The sequence below is a fragment of the Streptosporangium sp. NPDC006930 genome, from assembly GCF_040635605.1.
Taxonomy (GTDB): domain Bacteria; phylum Actinomycetota; class Actinomycetes; order Streptosporangiales; family Streptosporangiaceae; genus Streptosporangium.
The window spans coordinates 93,354-120,269 of record NZ_JBEYID010000016.1 but is presented as its reverse complement, the minus strand read 5'-3'; the positions used below and the strand labels follow the sequence as shown (position 1 = coordinate 120,269).

The following is a 26,916-nucleotide window of genomic DNA, read 5'->3' as shown; positions in this document are numbered from 1 at the left end:
GTGATCGGAGTCTCCTGGCTCATGATCGCCCTCCCGCTGCTCGGCGCCGCGGTCCTGTTGCTGGGCGGGCGTCGCACCGACCGCTGGGGGCACCTCCTCGGCGTCGCGATGTCCCTGGGCGCCTTCGTGGTGGCGGTCGCCGCCTTCGTCGAGATCCTCGGCCTGCCCGAAGCGCAGCGCCGTCAGGGCGTCTCGCTCTACCAGTTCATCCCCGGCCTCGCCGACATGGGGCTGCTGATCGACCCGCTCTCGATCAGCTTCGCCCTGCTGATCACCGGTGTGGGATCGCTGATCCACATCTACTCGATCGGCTACATGTCGCACGACCAGGACCGGCGCAGGTTCTTCGCGTACCTGAACCTGTTCGTCGCGGCGATGCTCCTGCTGGTGCTGGCCGACAACTACGTCGCCCTGTTCATCGGATGGGAGGGCGTGGGCCTCGCCTCGTACCTGCTCATCGGGTTCTGGCAGTTCAAGCCCTCGGCGGCGGCCGCGGCGAAGAAGGCCTTCATCGTCAACCGCGTCGGTGACGTCGGCCTGCTGATCGCGATCTTCACGATGTTCACGACGTTCGGCACGGTCGCCTTCGGCGAGCTGTCCGGCCAGACCGTGAGCGGGGCGATCCAGTCCGGCGGCGCCTCGCAGGGCACGATCACCGCGATCGGCCTGCTGCTGCTCCTGGGCGCCTGCGGCAAGTCGGCCCAGCTGCCGCTGCAGTCGTGGCTGCTGGACGCGATGGAGGGCCCGACCCCGGTCTCGGCGCTCATCCACGCCGCGACCATGGTCACCGCGGGCGTCTACCTGGTCGTCCGCTCCGGTGCGTTCTTCGAGGCGGCCCCGACCGCGCAGCTCGTCGTGACGATCGTCGGTGTGGCCACGCTGCTCGCCGGTGCGATCATCGGTTGCGCCAAGGACGACATCAAGAAGGGCCTCGCGGGCTCGACGATGTCGCAGATCGGCTACATGATGCTCGGCGCGGGCCTCGGCCCCGTCGGCTACGCGTTCGCCATCGCGCACCTGATCGGGCACGGCTTCTTCAAGGCCAACATGTTCCTCGGGGCGGGCTCGGTGATGCACGCCATGAACGACGAGGTCGACATGCGCAAGTACGGCGGGCTGTTCTCGGTGATGAAGGTCACCGCGGCCACCTTCATCGTCGGCTACCTCGCGATCATCGGCTTCCCGCTGCTGTCCGGTTACTTCACCAAGGACGGCATCATCGAGACGGCGATGCACCACAACCAGATCCTGGGCTGGCTCGCGGTCCTGGGCGCGGGCATCACCGGCTTCTACATGTCGCGGATGGTCTTCATGACCTTCTTCGGCAAGAAGCGCTGGGCCGACGACGTGCACCCGCACGAGTCGCCCTCGGTGATGACCGTGCCGCTCATCGTGCTCTCGATCGGCTCGATCGTCCTGGGCGCCTTCATGATCCTGGACAACCGGCTCATGAGGTTCCTCGCCCCTGCGGTGGGCCTGCCCGAGGAGCTCCCCGGGTTCCACCCCTTCAGCGTCCCCGGCCTGACCACGCTCGCGCTGGTCGCCGTCGGTGTCGTGCTCGCCTGGTTCCGCTACGGTGCCGCCGAGGTTCCCCGGGTCGCCCCGCGCGGCTCGTTCGTCACCACCTTCGCCCGCCGTGACCTGTACGGCGACGCGCTGAACGAGGCGCTGTTCATGCGCCCCGGCCAGTGGCTGGCCCGCATCGCGGTGTTCTTCGACAACCGCGGCATCGACGGCCTGGTCAACGGCCTGGCGGCGGGGATCGGCGGGACCTCCGGGCGGCTGCGCCGCATCCAGACCGGCTACGTGCGGTCCTACGCGTTGTCCATCCTCTTCGGTGCCGCCGTGGTCGTTGGCGCGCTGCTCTACGTAGGGAACATGTGATGCCCTGGCTCTCGACCCTGATGGCCGTGCCCGTTCTGGGCGCGGTGGGTGTCTCCCTTGTCAAGAGTGACAAGCTCGCCAAGCAGCTGGCCCTGGTGGTCTCGCTCGTCGTGCTGGCGCTCACCGGCGCCATCGCGGCCCAGTTCAGCCCGAACTCCGAGACGCGGTTCCAGTTCGCCGAGGTCTACGAGTGGATCCCGAGCTTCGGCGTCCGCTACGGCGTCGGCGTCGACGGCATCGCCCTGGTGCTGATCGCGCTGTCGGCGGTGCTCGTGCCGATCGTGATCCTCGCCTCCTGGCACGACGCCGACGGCTCGGGGGCCGCGGCACCGCCCAAGCGGTCGGTGAAGACCTACTTCGCGCTGCTGCTGGTGCTGGAAGCGATGATGATCGGCGTCTTCGCGGCGACCGACGTCTTCCTGTTCTACGTCTTCTTCGAAGCCATGCTCATCCCGATGTACTTCATGATCGGGTCGTACGGCGGGGCGCAGCGGTCCTACGCGGCCGTGAAGTTCCTGCTGTACTCGCTCTTCGGCGGCCTGCTCATGCTGGTCGCGGTGATCGCGCTCTACGTGGTCGCCGAGAAGAACACCTTCATGTTCCCCGAACTGATCGGGGCCGTTCAGGACCCGACCACGCAGAAGTGGCTCTTCGCGGGCTTCTTCATCGCGTTCGCGGTGAAGGCGCCGCTGTGGCCGTTCCACACCTGGCTGCCCGACGCCGCCGCGCAGGCCCCGGCCGGTGCCGCGGTGCTGCTGGTGGGCGTGCTGGACAAGGTCGGTACGTACGGGATGCTCCGCTTCTGCCTGGAGCTGTTCCCCGAGGCGTCGAAGTTCTTCACCCCGCTGGTGATCGTGCTCGCGGTCGTGGGCATCGTCTACGGCGCGATCGTGGCGATCGGCCAGACCGACATGAAGCGCCTGATCGCCTACACCTCGATCTCGCACTTCGGCTTCATCGCGCTGGGCGTCTTCGCGATGACCGCGAACGCGGGCGCGGGCGCCACCCTCTACATGGTGAACCACGGCTTCTCGACCGGCGCGCTGTTCCTCATCGCCGGATTCCTGATCTACCGTCGGGGTTCCAGTCAGATCGCCGACTACGGAGGCGTGCAGAAGGTCGCCCCGCTGCTCGCGGGCACCTTCCTGATCGCCGGTCTTTCCGGGCTCTCCCTGCCGGGTCTGTCCACGTTCGTCAGCGAGTTCATGGTCCTGGTCGGCACCTACGAGCGCTACCCGATCCCGGCGATCATCGCGACGAGCGGCGTCGTCCTCGCGGCCGTCTACGTCCTGTGGATGTACCAGCGCATGATGACCGGTGCCACGAACCCGGCGTACGCCGTGGCCGCCTCCTCCGCGAAGGAGCCGGTCTCCTCGGGGGAGGAGCCCGTGCGGGTCGAGGGTGACTCCCCGAAGAGGACCTACGCCATGCCCGATCTCGACCGGCGCGAGAGGCTCGTGGTGATCCCGCTGATCGCGGTGCTCCTCGCCCTGGGCTTCTTCCCCAAGCCGGTGCTCGACGTGATCAATCCCGCGGTGGACAAGACGCTCACCAGCGTCAAGATCGACCAGCCCAACCCCGCCGTGGCAGACCAGAAGGGGGCCGGCGAGTGAACGGCACCATCAAAGCCCCGATGATCGAGTACGCGTTGCTCTCGCCGGTGCTGCTCGTCTTCGGCGCGGCCATTCTCGGCGTGCTGATCGAGGCGTTCGCGCCCCGCTACCTGCGCAAGTCGATCCACATGCCGCTCACGCTGCTCGCCCTGCTCGGGGCGTTCCTCATGACGGTGCTCAACGCCGTCAACGGCCTGCCGGACACCCCGGCGGCGATGGGCTCCATCGCGGTGGACGGGCCCTCCCTGTTCATCTGGGGCATCATCCTCGTTCTCGCCCTGGTCAGCACGCTCCTGATCAACGACGAGGATCAGTTCGTCGCGCAGGCGGCGGCGGTGCCGGGAAGCCCCGACGAGGAGGAGGCGATCCTCAGCGGTCACGCCCAGACCGAGGTCTATCCGCTGCTGCTGTTCTCGGTCGGCGGCATGCTGCTCTTCGCCGCATCCAACGACCTGCTGGTCATGTTCGTCGCGCTTGAGGTCCTGTCCCTGCCGCTGTACCTGCTCTGTGGCCTGGCCCGTCGTCGCCGCCTGCTCTCGCAGGAGGCCTCGGTCAAGTACTTCCTGCTCGGCGCGTTCTCCTCGGCCTTCTTCCTGTACGGGATGGCCCTGGTCTACGGCTACGCCGGGTCGGTGGACCTGCGGGCCATCAGCGACTCGCTCAGCGCGGTCAGCGGCCAGGAGACGCTGCTGCTGATCGGTACCGCGATGCTCGGCATCGGCCTGCTCTTCAAGATCGGAGCCGCGCCGTTCCAGGCGTGGAAGCCTGACGTCTACCAGGGCGCGCCCACCGCGGTCACCGCCCTGATGGCCTCCACCGTGCTCGTCGCGGCCTTCGGCGCCGTCCTCAGGGTCTTCTGGGTGGCTCTGGGCGGTCTTGAGTGGAACTGGAAGCCGGTCATGTGGGGCGTCGCGATCCTGACGATGATCGTCGGCGCGGTCCTGGCCATCACCCAGACCGAGATCAAGCGGATGCTCGCCTACTCCTCGATCGCGCACGCGGGCTTCCTGCTCACCGGTGTCGTCGCGGTCGGCGCCGCCGAGCAGAACGCGCAGGCCCTGTCGGCGATCCTGTTCTACCTGGCCGCGTACGGCTTCACCACGGTCGGCGCCTTCGCGGTCGTCACCATGGTCCGCGACGCGGGCGGCGAGGCCGGGCACCTGTCCCGGTGGGCGGGTCTGGGCAAGCGCGCCCCGGTGCTCGCGGGCATCTTCGCCTTCTTCCTGCTCGCCTTCGCCGGCATCCCGCTCACCAGCGGCTTCTTCGGTAAGTACGCCGTTTTCTCCGCGGCGGTCGCCGGTGACGCGCTGCCGCTGGTCGTCGTGGGTGTGGTCAGCTCGGCGATCGCGGCGTTCTTCTACGTCCGCGTCATCGTGCTGATGTTCTTCAGCGAGCCCTCCGCCGACGGGCCGTCCATCGCGGCTCCCACGGTGGGCACCTCGGCTGTGGTCGCTCTCGCGGCAGCGGCTACGGTAGTGCTCGGAGTCTTCCCGCAGCCGGTGCTCGATCTCGCGGACAAGGCTGCGTCCGCGCTGTTCATTCGCTAGAGGAGTAACGTTTCATGGCTGCGCCACCGGTTGTTGATCTCCCTCTTGTCGACGAACGGCTGGCGCAGGACCTCGCTACCGGACTGGCGGAGGTCGAGAAACTGCTGCGGTCCTCGGTGCAGAGCGAGGACGCCTTCGTCACGGAGGCGTCCAAGCACCTCATCGAGGCCGGCGGTAAGAGGTTCCGGGCGATGCTGGTCCTGCTCGCCGCCCAGTTCGGCTCACCGGAGTCCGAGGGCGTGGTGCCGGGGGCCGTGGTGATCGAGCTGACCCACCTGGCGACGCTCTATCACGACGACGTGATGGACGAGGCCTCGGTCCGCAGGGGCTCCGCCTCGGCGAACGCCCGCTGGAACAACACCGTGGCCATCCTGACCGGCGACTACCTGTTCGCCCAGGCGTCGGAGATCCTCGCGGACCTCGGCTCCGACATCATCAGGATCCAGGCCCAGACGTTCTCCCGCCTGGTGCGCGGCCAGATTCGCGAGACCATCGGCCCGCGCCCCGGTGACGACCCGGTGGCCCACTACATCGGGGTGCTGGCCGACAAGACCGGCTCGCTGGTGGCCACCGGCGGCCGGTTGGGCGCGATGCTCAGCGGTGCCCCGCCCGAGATCATCGAGCGTGTGACCCGGGCCTGCGAGGCGATCGGGGTCGCCTGGCAGCTCGGCGACGACCTGCTCGACGTCGCCGCCGAGACGGGCGAGTCGGGCAAGACGCCAGGAACCGACCTGCGCGAGGGCATCAAGACCCTTCCGGTGCTCTACGTCCTCGCCTCGGACGCTCCCGAGAACGCCCGCCTACGCGAGCTGCTGGCCGGTCCGGTGGCGGAGGAGGACATCGAGGAGGCCCTGCGCCTGCTCCGCGCCGACCCCGCCATGGAGCGTGCCCGCGCCGAGCTGCTCGCCTGGGCCGACCGTGCCCGCGAGGCGCTCGCCGGCCTTCCCGACATCCCGGCCCGCGCCGCCTACCTGGCACTGTGCGACTACGTGGTGGAGCGGTCCGGCTGACGCTCGGCCCATCGTGTGGGTCGGGCCGGGTCCCGTCGCCCGGCACGTGCCGGGGAGCCGTTCTGCCTGGTCCTGACCACGTCGGGGAGTTGTTCGCCCGGCCCTGACCCCGCCGGGGGCCGGTCACCTGACCCGCGCGACCACGTCGTGAAACGTTCGGGCCGGCTGTCGCGGGCATGATCACCGGCCGGCTCGGCCAAGCCTGTTTTTCGTGTCTTTTCCACGATATTACTTGCAGATAAAAGCAAATAATGTACGTGCATGTAGACTCCTGCCGATGGAACACCCTGGGAGGAATCACCATGTCATGGGACCGTTTCGCCCTCTTACACGCTCGCGTGGAGGCGGAGTTGACCAAGGCACTCCAGCGCGGGCACGGCCTCGGCCTGTCGGAGTACCGCGCACTGGGACGGCTCGCCACCGCTCCTAGCGGCTGTATGCGCATGCAGGAGCTCGCCGAGGCGGTGGGACTCAACCAGAGCTCGGTGACCCGTCTCGTCGCCCGCCTCGAAGGGGCCGGGATGACCCGGCGCGACCTCTGCTCGGACGACCGTCGAGGCGTCTACTCGGTGATCACCGATGAGGGGCGCACCCGCCTGGCGGGGGCCACGCCCACCTACGAGCGCTCCCTCGCCGCGGCCCTGGAACAGGCTGACATCGACCCGGAGCTCAGCCCTCTCGTCCTCGCCGTACGCGGCTCCTGACCGTCCCCGGTCACCGTTTCCACGTTCCCGGTCTCTCGTACCGGGACGGATTTCGCGGCCGTTCGGCGGGACCGGGCGGCCGTTCTGAGGCTGTCCCAGGTGAAGACCGCCAGTGCCAGCCAGATGACACAGAACCCCAGCCAGCGACTGGGCGGCATGACCTCCCGCATGACGAACACGCCGCACAGGAACTGCAGCAGCGGGGCGATGTACTGCAGCAGGCCGATCGTGGTGAGCGGTATCCGGATCGCGGAGGCGGTGAAGCAGAGCAGCGGGACGGCGGTGACCACACCCGCCCCGGCCAGCAGCAACGCGTGGCCCGCTCCCACGTTGCCGAACGTGTTCGTTCCCTGCTGTTCCAGATAGACCAGGTAGCCCAGCGCGGGTAGCAGCAGCACCAGCGTCTCGACCGTCATGCTCTCCGCCGCGCCCACCCCGGCGGTCTTCTTTACCAGCCCGTACGTGCCGAAGCTGGCGGCCAGCACGAGCGCGATCCACGGCGGACGTCCGTAGTCGAAGGCGAGGATGACCACCGCCACCGTGCCCAGTCCCACCGCGACCCACTGCCACCTTCGCAGCCGCTCCTTCAGCAGGAACACTCCGAAGAGCACGCTGACCAGCGGGTTGATGAAGTAGCCGAGAGCTCCTTCGACCACGTTGCCGCTGTTGACGGCGTAGATGTAGAGGCCCCAGTTGACCGTGATGATCGCCGCCGCCAGGACGAGGAGGCCGAGCTTCCGCGGAGTGCGCAGGAGTGCGCGGAACCAGGACCAGTGGCGTCGTACCGCCAGGATGGCGACCACGGCGACGAGGGACCACGCGATACGGTGAGCGAGGATCTCCAGGGCGGTGGAGGGCTTCAGGAGCGGCCAGTACAGCGGGAACAGTCCCCACATGCTGTAGGCGGCGATGCCGTACAGGACTCCCCGGCGTGTTTCAGGCATGTAGCCCATCTTCGCCCCTTACTTTATTTAACACAATTTAGTAGTGCTTTTCTCTCTGTTAAGAGATCCTTACGGGAACACGGAGGGGCGGCCCATGGTTGCCTCCTGGTGAGAACGTGTCAGGAGGAGGTTCACAATGGGCTGGTTGTTCGGCAAGGACAAGACGACGATGGTGTCCCCGGAGAACGCGCTCCCGGGCCGCCCCACACCGATCATGGCGCCCGGCCGCCACGCTGTCCTCGACTCTCCGCTCGCCCCGCCGTACCCCGAGGGAAGCGAGATCGCAGACTTCGGCCTCGGCTGTTTCTGGGGCGCCGAGCGCATCTTCTGGCAGACCCCGGGCGTGATCTCCACCTCGGTCGGATACGCGGGTGGCTACACCCAGAACCCCACGTACGAGGAGGTCTGCAGCGGCCAGACCGGTCACACCGAGCTCGTCCGCGTCGTCTTCGACCCCTCCAAGGTGTCGTACGAGGAGCTGCTGCGCGTCTTCTGGGAGGCGCACAACCCCACCCAGGGCATGCGCCAGGGCAACGACGTCGGCACGCAGTATCGCTCGGCGATCTACTTCAACTCCCCCGAGCAGGAGAAGTCGGCTCTCACCTCGCGTGACGCCTACCAGCAGGTGCTCACCGAGTCGGGCTACGGCCCCATCACCACCGAGATCGCCCCGGCGGGTGCCTACTACCTTGCCGAGGAGTATCACCAGCAGTACCTCTACAAGAACCCGAACGGCTACTGCGGCATCGGCGGCACCAACGTCAAGCTAGGTGACCCATCTGAGTGGGGCGCCTGCCAGACGGGCCTGGTTCCGACCGAGGAGTAGCACCGACTTCACCGGTACGGCTCGCGCCGGGCTTCTGGGGGCAGACCGTACCCGCCTGCGGGGCTCGCCTCTGCCTTCCTGGTCGTGAGCCGTGTCCGTCTGCGCGGCTTCGCCGTTGCTCCTTCATCGAGCTGGGAACTGATTCAGGGCGACCTTCTAAGGGCTGCTGCGCGATTCATGCCTGTTTTTCGCGCTGAGAGTCATTTGGCCGCTCGATCTGGCCTGCTTACTGCCAGGCGACCGTGCGAGGCCCCTTCCCTGGTTCACCAACTTCAGAATGTGTTCTGACTTACGATGGCAGGGTGAGCACCATCAACGCCGACGCCGTCACCTTCTCGGACCTGTCGAGAAACCCCCGAGCCGTCGCCGAACGCGCCGCACGCCTCGGTCGGGTACGCGTCACCCACCGCGATGCCCCGGACTTCTACCTGATCGCCGCCGACCGTGAGGATCAGCGCGGGCAGACGCTGGCTACGGCATCCCGTCTGTTCCTCGCGCTCATCAAGCACGATCCGACCGCCCGCACGCTGGTCATCGCCATGCCCGAGGTCTTCCCCTGGGTCCGCCACCTCACCTCCGCCGAACTGCGTGCCTTCACGCTCGAACTGGTGGAGGCGCTCTCCGACGCCGCGGAACTCGATGTCGATGTCACCACACAGGAGGTCATCGCGGGCTGGCGGGCGACCGCTCGGATCAAGGCCGACCCCGTGCACTACGCCCAGGCTCGCAAAGCCACAAGTGGCGACTTCGGGCCGGTAGAGGTTTCAGCATGAGTCCGAAGCGTGGCGACCGGGTCACGGTCCCGCCTTCGGAGGACGAATGGGATATCCGGTTCGGTACCGGTGATGCGGTCAAGGGGTGGGAGGAGTTGTGCCGTCACGCCCTGGGCAACACACGCCGATGTTTCGAGGCACTGCGAGCCGATCCACGCTCACGGGCAGATCATGAGCGTCAACATCGCCTACGCGGTGACCTCGCGACTCACCGTCATAACGGCCAGGACCTGGAGCAATGGGAGTTCGAGGTCACCAGTGGCGGGCGTGTCCGCTATGCCATCGATGACACCACTCGCACTGTCTGGGTCGTCTACGCCTCACCTCGTCACCCAAAAGACACCGACGGCTGAAACCGGAGGCGGGACCCAACCAGGTGATCTCTTGTCCGGACCGCGGTTAGCCTCCCGAGCCTCGGTGATCACTGCGGCATCGGCGGCACCGGCGTGAGCTACCCCGTCGGCCTGACCTCCGGCTAGGCCTGACCTGGATTTCACCGGCCGTACTCCATCCGGGTGCGGCCGGCAGCACCTGTTCATGACCCAGAACGGCCGCTGCGGCATCGACGGCACCAACGTCAAGCCAGGTGACCCGTCCGAGTGGCCCGCCCGTCCGAGTGGCCCGCCTGCCATACGGGCCTGGTCCCGACCGAGGAGTGGCGCCGACTTCACCGGTACGGCTCGCGCCCGGCTTCCGCCGCGTTCCTGGTCGTGAGCCGGGTCCGTCCGCGCGGCCTCGCCATTGCTCCTCGAAAGACACCGATGGCTGAAAGAGGTGCGTACACATACCCTGCGTCTCGTCCACCTCGATGAGGCCGAGTCGCGCCAGGAGTGGTCGCCCGCTCGCTTCGGGTCTCGCTATGAAGGAAGGCGCAGGGTGAACGTCGTGCGAACGCCTGGCACGCTGGTGGCCGTGGCCGTGCCGCCGTGCGCCTCGGCCAGGTTGCGCACGATGGCGAGCCCGAGTCCGCTGCCCCCGGTCCGCCGGTTGCGGGACTTCTCGGCCCGCCAGAACCTGTCGAAGACGTGGGGGAGATACTCGGCGCGGATCCCGACCCCCGTGTCGGTCACCTCGATGACGACCCGGTCGCCGTCCTGGCGGGCGCACAGCGTGATGTGCCCGCCGCGTGGCGTGTAGCGCAGGGAGTTGGTGACCAGGTTGCCGACGGCCTGACGGAGTCGTACCGGATCCGCGGTCAGCGAGGGGTCGCCGATGACGGCGGTGGTCAGGGTGAGCCCCGCGGCCTCTGCCCGGCTTCGGTGAGCGGTGGCCACCTGGTCGAGAAGGTCGCCGAGGTGAACGGGTTCGACGTGCAGACGGAGTTTGCCCGCGTCGGCGAGGGCGAGCTCCTGAAGGTCGTCGACGATGTGCTGCAACAGCAGGATCTCCTCGACCAGCGAGGCGATCAGCGCCGGGTCGAGCTCGGCGACGCCGTCCTGGGCCGCCTCCAGCCACCCCCTGAGGTTGCTCAGCGGGGTCCGCAGCTCGTGGGAGACGTCGCTGACCATGGCCTTGCGCTGCTCCTCCATGCGCTGAAGGTGTTCCGACATCTCGTTGAACGCCGTGGCGAGCTCGTTGATCTCGCCGGTCGTCCTGACGGTGACGCGGGCGGAGCTGTCCCCGTCACGCATCCGTCGCGCGGCGTGGGTGAGCGCGTTGACGGGCATGACCAGGCGCCGGGCCGCCATGACGCTCACGCCCACGGTCAGCACGAGCACGAGGAGGGCGGCGCCGGCGATCGAGGGGAGCGGGAAGCGCTGGCCGGCGGCCTCGGCGGGGGAGCCGATGTACAGGTAGGCCGCGGGGGCGACGTAGGGATCGAGTTGCTCCTTGCGGGCGGTGACGATGCAGGACGAGATCGTCTGATCGGGTTCCGCGCCAGGAGGTCGCCTCTCCTTGGAAACCCAGGCGAAGTCGAGGCCGACCGAGCCCCGTTCCTTGCTCTTTCCTTTGAGGCACCTGCCGACCAGGTGGTTGAGCTGTTTCAACGCGGCCTTCTCGGTGCGCGTCGGCGTGCTGAAGATGGTGGCGTCGCAGACGTCCCTCAGCATGGCGGCCTCGCGCGGCATCGGGCGCGGCTCCTGGTCGGCTTCCATGGCGGTCGTCGTCACGACGGGCCGGCCGGTGTTCGAGACGGTCATCTGTACGGTCTGTCTGACACGGCCCGCACAGATGGCGTAGGTGTCGACGGCCTTGACCAGCCGGGCGCGCTCGGAGGCGGGCAGCAGGAAAGGACCCACCGCGCGTGGATCGATCCGGTCCCTGGCCGCCCCAGGCACCAGGGTCACGTCCACGGCCAGCGGGTCGACGACGGCCGACACCCTGGAGGGCAGTGGGGTCCCGGGGGTCGCCGAGTCCGCGATGAGGACGCCCTTCTCGGTGGTCAACGCGATGCGACGGCTGTGACGGGCGGCGAGATCACGTACGGTGACGGCGACGCCCGACCAGTCCGGATGGCTGGAGGCGTAGCCGAGGAGGTTGTTGTTGATCTGGGCGTCGCTGGCCAGTGTCTGCCCCTGCTCGCGCTGGATGGCGCCGGAGGTGCTGCTCGCGGCCAGCCACGCCGTCGCGCTGATCGAGCAGACCGCCACGACGGCCGAACTCGTGAGCAGCCTGACGAACAGCGACCTCATGTGTGGGTCAGCTTGTAGCCGACGCCGTACACGGTCAGCAACCGGACCGGGCGGCGCGGATCAGGCTCGATCTTCCTGCGCAGGTTCATCACGTGCACGTCGACCGTGCGTTCGGTGATGAACCTGTCGAAGCCGTGGACACGCTCCAGCAGTTGCTTCCTGGTGAACACCCGTTCCGGCTCGGCGGCCAGCGTCTCGATGATCCGGAACTCCGCGAGCGTACACTCCACCGGCGTGCCCGCCGCGGTGACGGTGTGCCTGATCGGGTCCACGACGAGATCGCCCGCCTGGAACAGCCGCCGGTCGGCGTCCTGGGACTTGCCGGTACGGCGCAGCAGCGTCCGCACGCGGGCCATCAGTTCACGGGGGCTGTACGGCTTGGCCACGTAGTCGTCGGCGCCGAGGTCGAGCCCCAGCAACAGGTCGTCCTCGGTGGACCTGGCGGTCAGCATCAGGATCGGCAGGTCGGACTCGGCACGTAGCACCCGGCAGACGTCCAGCCCGTCGACCTTCGGCATCATCACGTCGAGCACCACGAGGCCGGGATCCGCCCGCCGGGCCTCGTCGATCGCGGAACGCCCGTCGTGCACGACGAGGACCTCGTGGCCCTCCCGCTCCAGATACCGCCTGAGCAGTTCGGCCTGCTTGGGATCGTCCTCGGCGACCAGTACGTACGCGCACATGACCTGAGGTTATGCGCATGCCAGGGGTGCATATGGGATCTGCATGACAACCAAACAGGTTTCACACATTCTGTCGCGAGGCTGTGGCGGGTGAGAACCAACCTGCTCGGTACGGCCGCCGCGGTGACACTCGTCCTCCTGCTGACCGGCTGTGCGGCCGACGCGCGCGGCGCCGTAGGGCATGAGCCTCCGAGCGGTGGCGCGCGGCCGGAGTCTCCGAGCGGTGGCGCGCGGCCGGAGTCGGCGAGCGGCGTCGGATCGAAGATCGCGAGCGTCAAGGGGGCTCGGATCACGGTCTACCGGAACAAGGAGGGGGTGGTCCAGCGGACGATCACGAGCCCCAACGACTACGGCGCGACGCGGGTCTTCCTGGTGGACCGTGACGAGGGTGAGTGGCTCCAGGTGCTGCTGCCGATTCGGCCGAACGGCAGCAAGGGCTGGATCAGGGCCACCGACGTGACGCTCGCGGAGACCTCCCACCGGGTGGAGATCGATCGCGGGGCGTTCAGGTTCACGGTCTACGACGGCGACCGGGCCGTCAGGACGGGCAAGGTCGCGACGGGCGAGGCGGGAACGCCGACGCCTCCGGGCCGCTACTTCTTCACCGAGCTGGTGAAACCCGTCGACGACGGCGGGGCCTACGGCGCCTACGCCTTCGGGCTGAGCGGCTTCTCGCCCGTGCTGAAGAGCTTCGCCGGAGGCCCGGGCCAGCTGGCGGTTCACGGGACGAACAAGCAGTCCGCCATCGGCACACGAGCCAGCCATGGCTGCGTCCGGGTCGGCGACGACGACATCAGGTGGATGGCGAAGAACCTGGCGATCGGTACTCCGGTCGTCATCAAGGGCTGAGGCCCGACTCGAATGAACAGGGGAATCCATATGAAGATCAAAGCCACGCTCATCGGCTTCAGCGCGGCGCTGGCCCTGGCCGCGGGTCTCGCGGGCTTTTCCGGTACGGCCGCGGCCGATCCCAGGGAGCCGTCCGCCTCACCCTCCCCGGCCCCGGCCGAGCGCCGGCCCGCGGTCGAGGAGCCGAGGCCGGTCCCGAGAGAGGCCGTCGTCGTCAGGCCGGCCTACACCGGCTGATCATGGAGCATCGCCGCGGTTTCCGGGGCCCGCGGCGACGTTTCTTGGCGCCTGCGGGCTCATGACGGTCCTCTCCTGCCCGCGGTCGCGTCGGCGACCAGGCCATCGCGGGCAGGAGCAGGACTCCGCTCCTCAGAGACGCGACGACCGGTGCGGCCGCGGGCGATCAGCCGGCCTTCCCGCCGCGGATATCCGCTGGTCGGCGGCTGTCGGCGGCCGGTTGACGGCCCGACCGCGAGAGGGAGAGGCGTGACGTGTGTCGGGGCCGAGGCCTTCGCGTCCCGCCGAGGCGAAGCACCGCCCGGCGGCAGACCGCTTCGCCCTCACCGACGGTGAACAGAGAGGTTTTCCGGCGTCGGCTCTTTCTGTCGGCTCGTCCTGGTCGGCGTCCTCGGGCACCGTCATTCCTACGGTGATTCGGTGAGGCGGGGGAGGGGGAGGCAGGATGGGCGGTGGAAGCTCCTCCAGGTATCCGTTCTGCAGCAGCCAGCTCACCGGAACCTCATCGCTCGTCTGCGGGGCGTCGGGAATGTACTTGCTGAGCACGTGATACTGCGTGCCCCAGCCCGGCATCTGGAACGCGAGGGAGACCGGGCCCACGTCGACGCGGAACGACTTGAGCACCTTGAACACGTGATAGTTGCACAGGTGCGTGGGATCCAGCGGGTTGGTGTTCAGATTTCGCGGTGGCAGCGCGCGCCTGGTGAACAGGTCTCCCATCGGCGCAAAGAACGAGCCTCCGTAGCCGCCGAAACGGTCGAGTTTCATGCCGATCTGCAAAAACGTCGTCTTGACCAGCGGCCTGCCGTTGGGGTAGTCGCCGGAGTTGGCGAATCCGGAGTTGGGCGGGTAGCGATAGTCGTTCACGGTGTAGTTCCAGTAGCGCGAGAGGAAGTGCTGGGGGGTGAGACCGCCCAGTGGCACGTAGCCGCGCAGGAGTGCGCCGAGATAGCCGGTCCGTGGCAGGAGTGTCGGTCCGAGGTCCGGGTCTCCGGTCACGTACGGCGGTCCGCAGACCTGCGCCCCGTTCTGCGGGCTCTGGTCATGAGCCGCTCTCTCGGCAGACGGCGGTGCGGGTTGGAGATCCGCCAAGGTGATCAGTGGGGTTTTCCGCTGGGCGGGGCTGTCGGCACGCGCGGCCGTATCGCTCATGGCGCAGACCATCGCGCATATCGCGGTGGCCAGTACGACGCTCCGTCGGTAATGTGGCATGACTTCCCTGCTGGTGTTAAAGGCAGACGGACGAGAATTGACCGACCACAGGCGATTCGATGACACGCCGACCTGCGATGCGCGCAGAAGAACCAGATGCCTCGGCTCCAAAAGCGAGAGGGTCATCCAAATTCGGGCACGTCGGTACAGGTGTGGTCGTACACGTTGGATCAGTGATCGATTCCTACATTCCCGATGTCGCGCGGATTGCATTGTCGAAGCCATAAGGGAAGGGCAAAAAATGCGACGGGAAAGCGTTGTCTCGCCATATGACAAATGTCGGAATATGCGAGCTCTTGCGTGTTGAGTTAGCTATGTGCGCTATTTGCGGATCTCGTCATGATAATGTGGGGAAAATGGGCGGAGGTGTACGCAGACCTTTCGCCGGGTGTCGCCGACACCTCTGTGATCGCGGTGGCCGGCAGACTCGGAGCGCCCGAGGCGGCCACGTCCGGTCGCCGTCATCTTCGTTCGGCGAGTGCCGGGCAAAGGTCATGGGAGTGAGCGGTTTCCGGGCCGCGGGGAGCTCGACGTGAGCCGAAAGTACGGCTCGCCGATGGATGATCGGCCGGTTCGGATCGGACCGTCCTGCCGATGAGCGTCCGGGGTGCCGGCCGTCACGATCGGATCATGACCGATGAGAGCTCGACGGGACGACCCCCGTCCGCGCAGTCACCGCGAAGCAGCCGGTCGACGAATGACCGGAACACGGCGGAGACCTTCGCTGTTCGTGGCCACAACGTCGCCACAGCCTCCCGGCGGCCGGGCTGGCTCCTGCCCACCGCGCTGATCGCGCTCAGTGCCGTTCCGATGATCGCCGGAGCCGTCCGCCTGACCGAGTTGACGGTCGGCGCGGAGATCACGCCGGGAAACGCGCGGTTCTTCGCGGCACCTCTGCCGGTGGTGCTGCACATTTTCAGCGTCAGCGTGTACAGCATCCTGGGAGCTTTCCAGTTCGCCCCCCGTTTCCGTGGCCGTAGACCGGGCTGGCACCGCATCGCCGGGCGGGTCCTGGTTCTCTGCGGCCTCGTCGCGGCGCTTTCCGGTCTGTGGATGAACCTGTTCTATCCCCGCCCCGTCGGTGACGGTGATCTTCTCGCCGGCATCCGGCTCGTGTTCGGCTCCGCGATGGTCGTGGCCATCGTTCTCGGCTTCACCGCGATCCGGCGGAGGGACATCGCCCGGCACCGCGCCTGGATGATGCGCGGTTATGCGATCGGCCTGGGTGCGGGCACGCAGGCGCTGACCCACCTGCCGTGGTTCCTGATTTTCGGGACGCCCGACGAGTTCCCCAGAGCACTACTCGTGGCCGCAGGCTGGGTGATCAACCTCGCCGTGGCCGAATGGTTCATTCGCAGGCGGCCGGTCGGTCGGAGTCGCGTCTCTGCGGGCCGTACCTCCGTGGGCGGCCTCGCCGACCGGTGAAGGCGACAGCGGCGTCCGGCCTCCATGATCCATGTCGGCGGCGCGCCCGGTCGGATGGGGCGCGCCGCTAGGCGCTCCACGCCACCACCGTCGTGGCGGGCGGGTCGAGGGCCTCGCACAGCACCCGCCAGGTACCGCAGTGGCAGGCCTGGTAGCGCACCAGCCCTTCGCTGGTGCGGTGGTGGGAGCGGGTGTGCCAGTCATGTCCGTCGTGGTCGTTCATGGATCCAGCGTGCTGTAATGGCATTGTGCATCTCAACCCTTACGGAGCGGACGCGGTCCTGCTGATGGCGGACCTGGTCAACTTCCCGCCCGCCTCCCTCGACGACCTGGTGAAACGGTGCGCGGACGCCGGCCTCGTCATCGACCGCTCCCCGGAGGAGGCCGACCTGGCCGCCGCGCTCAACCTGTCCGAGCGGTGGTGCGAGATCGTCGACACCCGCGACGAGCGCGCACGGGTCGCGCTGCTCAACGACCTGCTGGCCACCTCGGCGGCGTATCCCCGCGTCACCGACCACGCCGGAACCGGCTGGCACCTGCACTATCGCGACACGGGCCTGTCGCTCGGCGGCGTACTGCGCGCACTGGTCGCGGTGGGCACCGCCCTGCATCTGACGGGGCGCGGCATGTCACGGCTGGCGCGCTGCGCACGCGACGGCTGTGGGCTGGTCTACGCGGACGTCTCGCGGAGCGGCCGGCAACGCTACTGCTCGCCGCGCTGCGCCAACCGCGACGCGGTGCGGCGGCACCGGGCCAGGCACGCTCCTCCTTCTGCGGTGGATCGGCAGTGAACCTCTGCGGGCTGCTGTGGGTCGCCGCCACCGCCGCCGCGGCGGCCGGTGTCCCGATGCCGACCTGGCTCCGTATCGCCGGTGTGATCGCCGCGATCTCAGGTTTGGCCGCGGTCGCGCTTCCGTGGACGACCGGGACCGACGGGCCGACGGCGGCGCTGGAACAACTCGGGTACGCTCTCCACCTGCCGATCATGACCTGGTACGGGGCGCTGGGCTGGCGGTACCTGCGTGACCGGTGACCGTGAACCTGTACATCCTTTCGGCCGTGCGGCTCTGAGTGAGGCGCCGAAGGTGCCGCCGCGCTGCCGGCGGCCCCAACGTCAAGCCAGGCGGCCCACTGCGTGGGTCTCGTCAGGTGGTGCGAGGCCGATCGGAGAGTGACCGCGATCGCGCGGGAAGCCCGGGACAACGACTTTCGGGTCGTCGTCAGCGCGATGACACCGATCGAGGCCCAGGCCGACCGGACATCGAGGTCTACGGTCGGCCCGACCTCTGGCGAGGCGTGGACCCGCGGGTTGAGCCGGATCCTGGATCTTCGCGCTCTCCTTCAGGGCCGCGTCTGCACGCCGCGCAGGTACGTCTCGATCCGGTCGAGTGCTCCCGGCAGGACCTCTCCCACGAAGAAGTCGCGCATCTCGGGCGTCGGGAATCCGGTCTGCGTCACGGTGAAAAGCGTTCCGTCCTCGTGCTCCTCGAACGTGATCTCGATCGTGGTGGTCATGGTCATGCCGTCCGGGCTGGAGCCGACGGATTCGGTGACCAGACGATGCGGGCGGTCGATGACCAGGAAGGTCTGCGTCTCTCGAAACAGGGTTTCGGGGTCAGGCCCCCACACCGCGGTCTGCCGGCCTCCGACGCGCAGGTCGACGTCGATCTCGACGATGCCGGGTTTCTCGTTGAGGATGTTGAACCAGATCTTCTGCTTCTCGGCGTCGGTGTAGGCGTCGAAGACCTCTTCCGGCTTCGCGGGCAGGACACGGCTCAGGTGGAGCCGATCGGTCTCGATGTTCTGGGTCATTGGTCGTCTTCCTTCGTGAGGGTGAAGTAGGCGTCGAGGCCGTCGAGCCGACGTTCCCAGAGCCGCTGGTAGAACCTGATCCAGGACATGGCGTCCTCCAGTCGTTCGGTGCCGAGGCGACACTGCCGCGATCGTCCGACCTTCTCCGTGGTGACCAGCCCGGCGTTCTCCAGGACGTGCACGTGCTTCTTCATGCCGGTGAGCGACATGTCGAACGGTGCGGCCAGTTCGCCGATCGTGGCGGGCCCCTGGCCGAGCCGGATGAGGATCTGTCGTCGCGTGGCATCTGCGAGGGCCGCGAACGTGCGGTCAAGGACCTCTTGCTGAACCATATGGTTCACTATAGCTCATTGAACCATGTGGTTCAATGATTGGTCTGGAGTGCTCCCGCTCGCCCCCTGGCCGGTTACCGCGTCGCCACGTGGTCGCGTGCCGTCGTCACGTGCTGACGGTTTTCGGTGGACATCGCGTCCCTCTACGAGGTTGCGGGCCTTCGCCATATACTGACGGCTTTTCAGCGGATGCTGTGTCCCCTGCCGTGCCCCCACGAGGTTCCGAGGACCTGACGTATGGCGAACTCGACGACCACTCGGCAATCACCGAATCCTGAGCAGGTCGACGCGCACTCGGTCACCTCGCGTTCGATCGCCGAGCGCGTTCGTGCGTTGGGCCAAAACCGGATCGGGGCGTTGCTCCTGCTGCTCGCGACCTTCGCCGCGATCATCTGGGCGAACGCCTCTCCCGGCTCACACGACGCCTTCTGGGACACGCACCTCACCATCGGTGTCGGCGATCTTCATCTCGACTTCACCCTGCACGCGCTCGTGAACGACGCGTTCATGGCGATCTTCTTCTTCACCGTCGGGCTCGAAGTGCGCCGCGAGTTCGCGATCGGTGAGCTCACCAGCTGGTCCCGGGCGGTCGTGCCGGTGGCCGCGGCCGTCGCGGGGCTCGCGATCCCCGCGTTGCTGTTCGTGCTGATCGCCGGGGGGTCGGGGCACGAGTACGCGTGGGGCGTCGTGATCTCGACCGATACCGCGTTCCTGGTGGGCGCCCTCGCTCTGATCGGCCCGCGGATACCGGGCAGGCTGAGGGTCTTCCTCCTCGCCCTCGCGGTGGTCGACGACATCGGCGCGCTCAGCATCATCGCGATCATGTACACCGAGAACCTCGACCCCCTCCCGCTGATCGTCGCGGCGGCCGGGCTCGCGGGCGTCTACTTCACCCGGTACCTGCGCGGCGGGCGCGGTCCCGTGTACGGCACGCTGGCGATCATCGTCTGGCTGGCGTTCCTCGCCTCAGGCGTGCACCCCACCCTGGCGGGCGTCGCCATCGCCCTTCTCGTACCGGTCTACCGACCCGATCGACGGGACGTCGAGCACGCTCTCGACCTCGCGCGTGTGTTCCGCCAGTCACCGAACACCGCGTACGCCCGCGCGGCGGCGAACAGCCTGCGGGAGTCGATCTCGATCAACGAACGGCTCCAGTCGGCGTACGCCCCGTACGTCGCCTACGTCATCCTGCCCCTGTTCGCGTTGGCGAACGCCGGCGTCGAGATCAGCCAGGAAAACCTCGCCGCGGCGCTTCGATCACCCCTGACCTGGGGCATTGTGGCCGGTCTCGTGGCGGGCAAGTTCGTCGGCGTCTTCGGCTCCACCGCGATCCTTCGCGTCCTGCGACTTGGAGAGCTCGGACCCGGGCTGACGCTCGACCGCGTCGCGGGCGGGGCCGCGCTGTGCGGTATCGGCTTCACGATCTCGCTGTTCATCGTCGACCTCGCGATCGACGACCCGGCGGCACAGAACGAGGCGCGAGTCGGGGTGCTCGCGGCATCCGTCATCGCCCTCCTCATCGCGACGGTGATCTTCCGTGTCTCCGACGCCCTGCGCCCGGGACCCGACTCCGAGGCGGCGCTCGCCCGCCCGGTCGATCCGAAGCGGGACCACGTCTTCGGACCGGTGGACGCGCCCTACACCATCGTCGAGTACGGCGACTTCCAGTGTGGCTTCTGCCTCAAGGCCTCCGGTTCCATCCTGGAGGTGCACGAGGTCCTCGGCGACGAACTCCGATACGTCTGGCGGCACGCGCCACTCACGCAGTATCACCCGAACGCCCTCGCGGGCGCCGAGGCAGCCGAGGCCGCGGCGCTTCAGGGCAGGTTCTTCGAGTTCGAGCGCGGCCTGTTCGCGGACCAGGAGAACCAGCGGCCGTCCGACATCATCCGCCTCGCGCGCGACCTCGGACTCGACGTGGAGAAGTTCGAGCGGGACCTCACGGCACCGGAGGTCACCGGCAGGGTCCGCGACGACATGCTGGACGCCGAGGCGATGGGCATCACGGCGGTGCCGACGCTCTTCGTCAACGGCCGTCGGCACGTCGGCCCCTACGACGCGCAGTCCCTCATCCGCGCGCTGGAGAAGTCGCGCCGGGACGTCGCGCCCGCCCTACCGGAGGCGGTCGAGACCCTCGCGCCCACCGCACCGGGCTCACTCGGTACGGCCTCCGCACCGGAGGCGGCCGAGCCCGGTGCGGAGGCCGTACCGGGCTCGGCCGACGCCCCCGCGCGGGAGGCTGACCGGTCTCCTGATCGCCCGGAGACGACCTGACGGCACGAGAGGGAACCTCTCGTGTGAGCCTCGCCCGTGCCGCGTGCCGCGTGCCGCGTGCCGCGTGCCGCGTGCCGCGTGCCGCGGGCCGCGGGCCCGACGCCGGACACGCTGACCACGGGCGACACTCAAGGAAGCGGTCATCCGTACGCTGGAGGAGGCCACCGCGGTCCGCGTCGGAAACGGGGCGGTCGGCTACGCGCCGCGCATGATCCACCGAGGGGGAGAGGGGATTTCCATGGCGGAGGAACTGTCGAATCTGACGGGCCTGCTGTACGAGATCGGGCTGCTCAAGCGTTACCGGCGCACGGGCTGGCTGGTCGCGGGGGTACGTGACCCCGAGAGCATCGCCGACCACTCCTTCAGGACGGCGGTCATCGCGAGTGTGATCACGGCGTTGGAGGGCGGAAATCCCGAGCGTGCGGCGTTCATGAGCCTCTTCCACGACACGCAGGAGACCCGCATCACCGACATCCCCTATCTCGGCAAGCTGTACCTGAAGGCGACGCCGAACGAGGAGGTCACCGCCGACCAGGTGCGCGGGGTTCCCGGACCGGTGGCGGAGATGGTGAGCGGCGCGGTCGGCGAGTACGAGGAGAAGGCCAGTCTCGAAGCGGTCTGCGCCCGGGACGCCGACAAGCTCGAATGCCTGATTCAGGCGATCGAGTACCGCGAGCAGGGCCACCAGAACGTCCAGCCGTGGATCGACAGCTCACTCGCCGCACTGAAGACGACGTCCGCGAAGCGCCTCGCGGACGAGGCGCTTCGCACGGGGTCGCTGGAATGGGTGAAACGCGTCCTGAACGGAGGCTGAGACACCTCGCGGTTACGGCTTGACCGGCTCCCGGTCGGTCCACTCGGCCTTGACGATCGCGTTCCAGTGGACGGCGGTGCCCGGCTTCGCCCAGCCGTAGGTCCCGGTCGGGGCGACGGCGACGAACCGGTCCGTGAGCAGGATGCCGGTCCGCGGGTCGACGACGAGCTGGCGCTCGAACTCGCCGGTGGGCCACCTCTCGGTACGGGCGATGCCCTCGCCCCTGCGGTCCAGCGCGTCGGTCACCTCACCCAGCGACCGCACGCCGTCCAGCCCGGCGAGCACCTGGTAGGCCGCAGCCCGGACGGCGGGCTTGACGGGCATGTCGCTCAACAGGCCCGCGGTCACCTGGAAGAGCCAGGAGTCGGCGTCCTGCGGGTCGCCCTCGGATTCGGTGCTGTGCCCCCGGTACCCCTTGAGCAGGTACGCCTTCAGCTCGGCCGCGGTCGTGGGCAGATCTTGGAGCTCGGCCATCGAGACGTTCTTGCCGGCCAGGTCGGCGACCTTGTCGCCCACGTTGACAGCGTTCCCGAAGGGCTTGCCGCCCTTGGCCTCGATGATCAGCTGTGCCTTGGCGTCGGCGTTCTTGTCCATCTTGTCTATGGTCACCGTCCACGTGGACGGCGAGCCGTCCCGCTTCCAGGCCTCCTCCGAGCCGGACGCGGGCTTGGTGCCGAGGTTCTGGGACACCCACCAGCTTTCCCGTTCAGGCGAGCGGGCGATCCACGTCTGGCTGCGGTCCAGGCTGTCCACCGTGTACCGCGCCTTGGTGCCCACCTGCTGGGTGCTGCCGCTCACTTTCTCGACGTACCAGTAGGCCCCGCTGCCCTGTTGGGCCTTGAGCGACGACTCGGCCGCGACGAGGAGGAGCTGCCTGGCCGACAGCCGCGCCACCGGCTCCGACGAGTGCGTCGTCGGCTGCCGGTCCGTGGCGATCGGGGAGCCCGGGGGCGGTGTCGTGCCGCCGGTCGTGGTGATCGTCACGGCCACGGCGGCGGTGGCGGCGGCCACGCCCGCCAGCCCGAGCGCCCACCCCGGCCTGGGGATACCGGCCTTGCGGGTGCGCCCCTTCCTGGGCTGTGACATGGCGTAGGAGAGTTCGGTGGCACGGGTGTGCTCGTCGGCCGGGGTGTCGAGATGGGCCGGGCGGGCCGCCCGCAGCTGGTCCATCGGGTTCATGACCACTCCTCACTGAGATTGCGCACCCGGGGCTTGGGGCGGATCGCCGGTGCCGACTTCATCGCGTGGACCAGCCGCTTGCGGGCCCGATGGAGCCGTACGCGGAAGGTCGCGGCGGAACATCCGATGACGCGTGCCGCTTCGCGCGGCGTGAGTCCCTGCCAGGCCACCAGGATCAGCAGCTCGCGCTCGTCCTGGTTCAACGAGGCGAGCGCGGTCATGACGGCGAGGCGTTCGGCGACCTGGTCGGCGTGGTCCTCCGCGGTCCACGCGCGCAGCTCGCGGGCGAGCGACTCGCGCCGGATCTCGGCGCGGACGTTGTCGCGAAGCACGTTGCGGGCCACGCCAAGCAGCCATGGCAGGGCGGGCTCCGGTATGTCGTCGAACCGCCGCCAGGCGATCGCGAACGTCTCGCTCACCACCTCGTCGGCGATCTGCCTGCCCGCCTGGCTGACCACGTAGGCCCAGACCCGTTGTCGGCATTCGTCATACATCGTGGTGAACCGCTGTGACTCGTCCGTCACCGCCTGGCCCCCCTTCGTCCCGGATGATTGCTTCGACACCGGGAAGTGGGCCGGGATCCTCAGATGTTACAAACGACTCAAAATCACCCCTCACCTGGAAGTCGCGGGGACCCTTCGTCACCGTGTGCGGCGGCACCTACGTTCGGGCGGGTGACTTCGGGGCGGCAGAGGTTACGACAGAGGGTTCGGTGTGCGCCGGAAACGCGGCGTCCGGATCATCGGCCGAGAGGGAGGACGACTGACTGATATTCATCGCATGTCTCCGCATGGCGGCATGTTCTGGATGGGATGAGTGGGGGCGATGACGTTTTCGGCTCCGACGTAGCCCCAGCCCCCCAAGTGGCTCTTGCCCGGCTCCGCGCGGTCTCCCAGGGTGTAGTACCAGACCCTCTCCCGGTCATCCTGGACGCGGCCCAGTCGCCAGCAGACGAACCAGCTCTTCGCGGTGTCCAGGGTCGCTATTTTCTCCGTGCTCTCCGCGTCGAGGTAGAGCGGTGCCTCGGTTCGGCTGGCGCACACGAAGTCTCTGGTCCAGACATAGCCGCCCTGCCGTTTGTCCACATGCTCGATCCCTTTGCGGTCGACGCAGGCATGGACGCTTTGCGCGTCCGCCCTGAAGTCCAGGCCGAGGCGCCAGAAGAGGACTCCGCCCATGACCAGGAGTCCCATCCCCGCCAGCGTCCACCACATGAGCCTCCTGCGCGGGAACGGGCGCTGCTCGGACGGGCCCTTCGAGGGGGGCGGGGAGGCCGGTGACGGACGAGAAAGCGTACGCGGTGACGCTTTCCGGTCATCCGGAAACGGAGATAGGGATACATTCGGTGACGTCGCGCGGTCGCCGGGAAGCTTGGCGGGCTGTTCCGTGTCGAGTTCCGCTTCGGGCACATATGAGGTCTGCGTCCGTACCCACCGCCGGTGCAGCTCGATGATTTCTGCCTGACTCGCCCGACATTCCTTGGCGAACTGCTCCAAGAGGGTGAAACGCGGTGGCACTCCGGCTCCGGAGCAGTAACGGTGCAGGGTGGATTTGCCGATGTTGAGCCTCTTGGCAAGGGCGTCGTAACTACGGCCGGTTTTGTCCTTCAAGTGGCGCAGATATGCGGCCAGATCCTCGACGGCAGAGGGCTCTGACAATCCAGGCTCCCGAGCTTCGGACCCGAGTTCGTACCCGAGTTTGATACCCCAAAGGGTAGTCATAAGGACGTCAGTATCTATGGATATATCCCGCCTTATCCCACAGTGCGTGGGATTGCGCTGGTCAGAGTGGTTTTTCGTCCCATGAATCCTTGCCTGCCTCGTCCCTCTTGCGATGGGACGGGCCCTCGGCCACGGTGATGCTCGTCAGACGGAGATGATCCACAGGTCTGACCAGGACCCATCGGTCATACCGACCACTGGACCGTCAGGAGATACATGTTCATGAGTTCGTTCTCTTTCCTCTCCCCGCAGCGAGGAAAAAGACGTCCCACGGGGGTGGCGGCGGTGACCACGGTGGTGGCCGCTCTTCTCGTCGGCGGCCTGCCGGCTCTTCCGGCACACGCGACCGCGGCGGCCCCCAACCTCCAACTACCCTTCCCCTGCGATCAGAAGTGGCGGCTGGACACCTGGGGGCATGCCCCGGCACTCGACATGGTCAAGGAGCCGGACCAGCACGGCACCGAGGGAGCCACGCTGGTAGCACCCGCCGCTGGAACGGTGAATCAGTCGTTCTACCACAGCAACGCCGGCAACGTGATCCAGATCAATCACGGCGGCGGCTACTTCACCACCTACCTGCACCTGCAGTCCCGGGCCGTGAACGTGGGCACGAAGGTGGCACGGGGGGCCACCATCGGGAAGGTCGGCCGGACGGGGCCCACGGCCAACGACCACCCACACCTCCACTTCGAGCTCGGTCACGACTCGAACGGTGACGGAGAGGCGTCCTGGGGATTCGCGGGCTCCGAGCGGGTCAAGCCGACGTTCAACGGCGTCACCTACGGCGGCGGCAACAACCAGACCTCCAGGAACGTCACCAGCCGCAACTGCGACGACCCTCCCAACCCGGGTCTGGGGGTGTTGGAGTTCTATCTGACCGATGACTGGGCTTCCGAGGAGGCGACTCGGGCGGTCGTCAAGTACGGCAACAGTCCGATGGTGCCGATCGTGGGTGACTGGGACGGTAATGGTTACGACACGGTGAGTACCTATGATCCGACCACGGGCCGGTTCTACATCAGTAACAATCCGGCCGGTGGAAAGGCCGAGTACACCTTTCAGTACGGCAACGCGAATGTCGGGGCGGTTCCGTTCGTGGGGGACTGGAATGGTGACGGCTCGGACGAGGTGGGGGTGCGCATGGGCAACGTGTTCCATATGCGTACCAGCCCGGTCACCGAGCCGGATGTCGAGACGACGGTGAAGGTGTCCTACGGCGACACTCCGATGATTCCGTTGGCGGGTGACTGGGACGGTAATGGTTACGACACCGTCAGTGCCTACGATCCGCGTACGGGGCAGTTCCTCATCAGTAACAATCCGGCCGGTGGGAAGGCCGAGTTCACCTTCAAGTACGGCAATGTCAACTCCGTTCCGTTGGTGGGCGACTGGAACGGTGACGGCTCGGACGAGGTGGGGGTGCGCATGGGCAACGTGTTCTATATGCGTACCAACCCGGTTACCGATACGAAGAGGGAGGTCACTCATTCGGTGAGTTACGGCAACACCGCCGACCTGCCCGTGATCGGCGACTGGAACAACGACGGCAAGGACACCCAGGGCACCGTCCGCTGACCTCGACCCTCGACCCGTGGATGTTCGCGCACTCCTCCGGCAGACGACCGCAGCGCCTGAGGAGTGCGCACCCACGTTTGGTGCCGCACGGCGCCTGACCGGCGAACCGTTAGGCTGACGTGATGACACCCGGTGCTGAGCGTGAGACGACGTTGCGCGCGGACGCGGCGCGCAACCGCGCTCGGGTGTTACAGGTCGCGAGGGAGCAGTTGGCCGCGGGTGACGACTCGCTCATGCTGAACACCATCGCCCGGCTCGCGGGGGTGGGCGTCGGGACCGTGTACCGGCATTTTCCCAACCGGCACGCGCTGCTGGAAGCACTGCTCGCGGAACGCTTTCAGCAGTTCGTCCATGAGGCGCAGGTCGCGGCGGCCGACGAGGACGCGCGTGCCGGTCTGCACCGCCTCCTGCGTTTCGCTCTCGAACACGCGTTGAACGACGCCGGGTTCGCGGCGGTGCTCGGATCCGCCAGCGACGTCGACGCGCGGACCTCGGCGATGAAGGCCGAGCTCGACCGGGCCGTCGCGGAACTGCTCGACCGTGCCCGCGACGCGGGGGTCGTCCGGCATGACGTCGAGGCGGACGACATCCGCCGCCTGCTCTGCGGCGTCGAGCACGCGGTCCGCTCCGGCGACGATGACGCCAGGCACGCGCGGATCTATCTCGACGTTCTCCTTGAAGGGCTGCGTCCCCCGCCGCGCTGAGAGGCCGAAAGACCGCCTACCGCGCCGAGGGACCGAAAGGCCGCACACCGCGCTGACTTTGAGGGGCGGCCACCCTTGCTGACGGTGTCCGGGACCTTTGAGAGCCGTTCCCCGCGCTGACGGCGGTCCGAAGCCGTTGAAAGCTCGCCTCCGGTGGTGGCGGCG

26 protein-coding genes and 1 pseudogene are annotated in these 26,916 nt (G+C 67.8%); 16 read left to right on the top strand and 11 right to left on the bottom strand.

The genetic code is table 11. The annotated features are described in order from the left end of the window. Positions 1-21: 21 nt before the first annotated feature. The 5 genes from nuoL (at position 22) to ABZ664_RS26255 (ending at position 6,758) form a co-directional block, all read left to right on the top strand. Positions 22-1,884: an NADH-quinone oxidoreductase subunit L gene (gene nuoL / locus ABZ664_RS26275; protein WP_362515494.1), complete on the top strand. Its 1,863-nt coding sequence runs from the start codon at positions 22-24 to the stop codon at positions 1,882-1,884. Next, positions 1,884-3,497 (top strand): NADH-quinone oxidoreductase subunit M, encoded by a 1,614-nt coding sequence (locus ABZ664_RS26270; RefSeq protein WP_362515289.1) that lies wholly within the window; start codon positions 1,884-1,886, stop codon positions 3,495-3,497. The genes nuoL and ABZ664_RS26270 overlap by 1 nt, the downstream gene beginning before the upstream one ends. Next, positions 3,494-5,044: an NADH-quinone oxidoreductase subunit NuoN gene (nuoN, locus tag ABZ664_RS26265; protein ID WP_362515285.1), complete on the top strand. Its 1,551-nt coding sequence runs from the start codon at positions 3,494-3,496 to the stop codon at positions 5,042-5,044. Before ABZ664_RS26270 ends, nuoN begins: the two co-directional genes overlap by 4 nt. A 14-nt stretch (positions 5,045-5,058) precedes the next feature. Then, positions 5,059-6,054: a polyprenyl synthetase family protein gene (locus ABZ664_RS26260; RefSeq protein ID WP_362515282.1), complete on the top strand. Its 996-nt coding sequence runs from the start codon at positions 5,059-5,061 to the stop codon at positions 6,052-6,054. A gap of 302 nt (positions 6,055-6,356) precedes the next feature. After that, on the top strand, positions 6,357-6,758 hold the full coding sequence (locus ABZ664_RS26255) for a MarR family transcriptional regulator (protein ID WP_362515279.1): 402 nt from the start codon (positions 6,357-6,359) through the stop codon (positions 6,756-6,758). Here the strand turns inward: ABZ664_RS26255 and rarD are convergent. After that, entirely contained in the window at positions 6,671-7,702 is a 1,032-nt protein-coding gene (rarD, locus tag ABZ664_RS26250; protein WP_362515276.1) for an EamA family transporter RarD, read from the bottom strand. The genes ABZ664_RS26255 and rarD overlap by 88 nt on opposite strands. A 136-nt stretch (positions 7,703-7,838) precedes the next feature. Here rarD and msrA point away from each other — a divergent pair, with 136 nt between their 5' ends. Both msrA and ABZ664_RS26240 read left to right on the top strand, forming a co-directional pair. Then, entirely contained in the window at positions 7,839-8,528 is a 690-nt protein-coding gene (msrA, locus tag ABZ664_RS26245) for a peptide-methionine (S)-S-oxide reductase MsrA (RefSeq protein ID WP_362515273.1), read from the top strand. A gap of 302 nt (positions 8,529-8,830) precedes the next feature. Next, entirely contained in the window at positions 8,831-9,301 is a 471-nt protein-coding gene (locus ABZ664_RS26240; protein WP_362515271.1) for a hypothetical protein, read from the top strand. Positions 9,302-10,158: 857 nt separating this feature from the next. Here the strand turns inward: ABZ664_RS26240 and ABZ664_RS26235 are convergent. Both ABZ664_RS26235 and ABZ664_RS26230 read right to left on the bottom strand, forming a co-directional pair. Next, on the bottom strand, positions 10,159-11,934 hold the full coding sequence (locus ABZ664_RS26235; protein ID WP_362515267.1) for an ATP-binding protein: 1,776 nt from the start codon (positions 11,932-11,934) through the stop codon (positions 10,159-10,161). Continuing rightward, positions 11,931-12,617: a response regulator transcription factor gene (locus ABZ664_RS26230; RefSeq protein WP_362515264.1), complete on the bottom strand. Its 687-nt coding sequence runs from the start codon at positions 12,615-12,617 to the stop codon at positions 11,931-11,933. The genes ABZ664_RS26235 and ABZ664_RS26230 overlap by 4 nt, the downstream gene beginning before the upstream one ends. 90 nt (positions 12,618-12,707) lie before the next feature. Between ABZ664_RS26230 and ABZ664_RS26225 the strand changes: the two genes are divergently transcribed. Continuing rightward, positions 12,708-13,466, top strand: coding sequence for a L,D-transpeptidase family protein (locus ABZ664_RS26225; protein ID WP_362515262.1), 759 nt, complete (start codon positions 12,708-12,710; stop codon positions 13,464-13,466). Positions 13,467-13,496: 30 nt separating this feature from the next. Then, entirely contained in the window at positions 13,497-13,703 is a 207-nt protein-coding gene (locus ABZ664_RS26220; RefSeq protein WP_362515259.1) for a hypothetical protein, read from the top strand. A gap of 132 nt (positions 13,704-13,835) precedes the next feature. Here the strand turns inward: ABZ664_RS26220 and ABZ664_RS26215 are convergent, their stop codons facing one another. After that, a complete protein-coding gene (locus ABZ664_RS26215) occupies positions 13,836-14,855 on the bottom strand; it encodes a TNT domain-containing protein (protein WP_362515256.1) in 1,020 nt (339 codons plus the stop codon). Positions 14,856-15,545: 690 nt separating this feature from the next. On the opposite strand from ABZ664_RS26215, the gene ABZ664_RS26210 reads away from it, so the two are divergent. After that, positions 15,546-16,340 (top strand): DUF2306 domain-containing protein, encoded by a 795-nt coding sequence (locus tag ABZ664_RS26210; protein ID WP_362515253.1) that lies wholly within the window; start codon positions 15,546-15,548, stop codon positions 16,338-16,340. Between the two features lie 67 nt (positions 16,341-16,407). On the opposite strand, the gene ABZ664_RS26205 is transcribed toward ABZ664_RS26210, so the two are convergent. Beyond that, positions 16,408-16,563, bottom strand: a complete 156-nt coding sequence (locus ABZ664_RS26205; RefSeq protein WP_362515252.1) for a hypothetical protein — start codon at positions 16,561-16,563, stop codon at positions 16,408-16,410. Positions 16,564-16,588: 25 nt separating this feature from the next. On the opposite strand from ABZ664_RS26205, the gene ABZ664_RS26200 reads away from it, so the two are divergent. Together ABZ664_RS26200 and ABZ664_RS26195 are read left to right on the top strand one after the other, a co-directional pair. Continuing rightward, positions 16,589-17,131, top strand: a complete 543-nt coding sequence (locus ABZ664_RS26200) for a CGNR zinc finger domain-containing protein (RefSeq protein WP_362515251.1) — start codon at positions 16,589-16,591, stop codon at positions 17,129-17,131. Continuing rightward, positions 17,128-17,373 carry a hypothetical protein gene (locus tag ABZ664_RS26195; RefSeq protein WP_362515249.1) on the top strand — a complete coding sequence of 82 codons (246 nt, stop codon included), beginning with the start codon at positions 17,128-17,130 and terminating at the stop codon, positions 17,371-17,373. Before ABZ664_RS26200 ends, ABZ664_RS26195 begins: the two co-directional genes overlap by 4 nt. Positions 17,374-17,681: 308 nt before the next feature. Here ABZ664_RS26195 and ABZ664_RS26190 read toward each other — a convergent pair whose 3' ends face one another. Then, complete coding sequence (locus ABZ664_RS26190; RefSeq protein ID WP_362515244.1) at positions 17,682-18,152, bottom strand: SRPBCC domain-containing protein; 471 nt, start codon at positions 18,150-18,152, stop codon at positions 17,682-17,684. Further along, positions 18,149-18,484: a metalloregulator ArsR/SmtB family transcription factor gene (locus ABZ664_RS26185; protein ID WP_350942677.1), complete on the bottom strand. Its 336-nt coding sequence runs from the start codon at positions 18,482-18,484 to the stop codon at positions 18,149-18,151. Before ABZ664_RS26185 ends, ABZ664_RS26190 begins: the two co-directional genes overlap by 4 nt. 237 nt (positions 18,485-18,721) lie before the next feature. On the opposite strand from ABZ664_RS26185, the gene nhaA reads away from it, so the two are divergent. Together nhaA and ABZ664_RS26175 are read left to right on the top strand one after the other, a co-directional pair. Next, complete coding sequence (gene nhaA / locus ABZ664_RS26180; protein ID WP_362515241.1) at positions 18,722-20,758, top strand: Na+/H+ antiporter NhaA; 2,037 nt, start codon at positions 18,722-18,724, stop codon at positions 20,756-20,758. Positions 20,759-20,996: 238 nt separating this feature from the next. Next, complete coding sequence (locus ABZ664_RS26175; protein ID WP_362515239.1) at positions 20,997-21,572, top strand: HD domain-containing protein; 576 nt, start codon at positions 20,997-20,999, stop codon at positions 21,570-21,572. Positions 21,573-21,584: 12 nt separating this feature from the next. Here ABZ664_RS26175 and ABZ664_RS26170 read toward each other — a convergent pair whose 3' ends face one another. From ABZ664_RS26170 to ABZ664_RS26155, 4 genes and pseudogenes are all read right to left on the bottom strand, one after another. Continuing rightward, on the bottom strand, positions 21,585-22,751 hold the full coding sequence (locus ABZ664_RS26170) for a CU044_5270 family protein (protein WP_362515236.1): 1,167 nt from the start codon (positions 22,749-22,751) through the stop codon (positions 21,585-21,587). Continuing rightward, the gene (locus ABZ664_RS26165) at positions 22,748-23,275 is read right to left on the bottom strand and encodes a sigma-70 family RNA polymerase sigma factor (RefSeq protein ID WP_362515234.1); all 528 of its coding nucleotides are present in this window, start codon (positions 23,273-23,275) and stop codon (positions 22,748-22,750) included. Before ABZ664_RS26165 ends, ABZ664_RS26170 begins: the two co-directional genes overlap by 4 nt. Positions 23,276-23,524: 249 nt before the next feature. After that, a complete protein-coding gene (locus ABZ664_RS26160; protein ID WP_362515509.1) occupies positions 23,525-23,965 on the bottom strand; it encodes a hypothetical protein in 441 nt (146 codons plus the stop codon). Positions 23,966-24,262: 297 nt separating this feature from the next. After that, positions 24,263-24,472: pseudogene (locus ABZ664_RS26155) on the bottom strand (helix-turn-helix transcriptional regulator); the annotation flags it as partial. Between the two features lie 222 nt (positions 24,473-24,694). On the opposite strand from ABZ664_RS26155, the gene ABZ664_RS26150 reads away from it, so the two are divergent. Both ABZ664_RS26150 and ABZ664_RS26145 read left to right on the top strand, forming a co-directional pair. Further along, a complete protein-coding gene (locus tag ABZ664_RS26150; protein ID WP_362515232.1) occupies positions 24,695-26,047 on the top strand; it encodes a M23 family metallopeptidase in 1,353 nt (450 codons plus the stop codon). Positions 26,048-26,169: 122 nt separating this feature from the next. Further along, positions 26,170-26,751 (top strand): TetR family transcriptional regulator, encoded by a 582-nt coding sequence (locus tag ABZ664_RS26145; RefSeq protein ID WP_362515230.1) that lies wholly within the window; start codon positions 26,170-26,172, stop codon positions 26,749-26,751. Positions 26,752-26,916 lie beyond the last annotated feature (165 nt).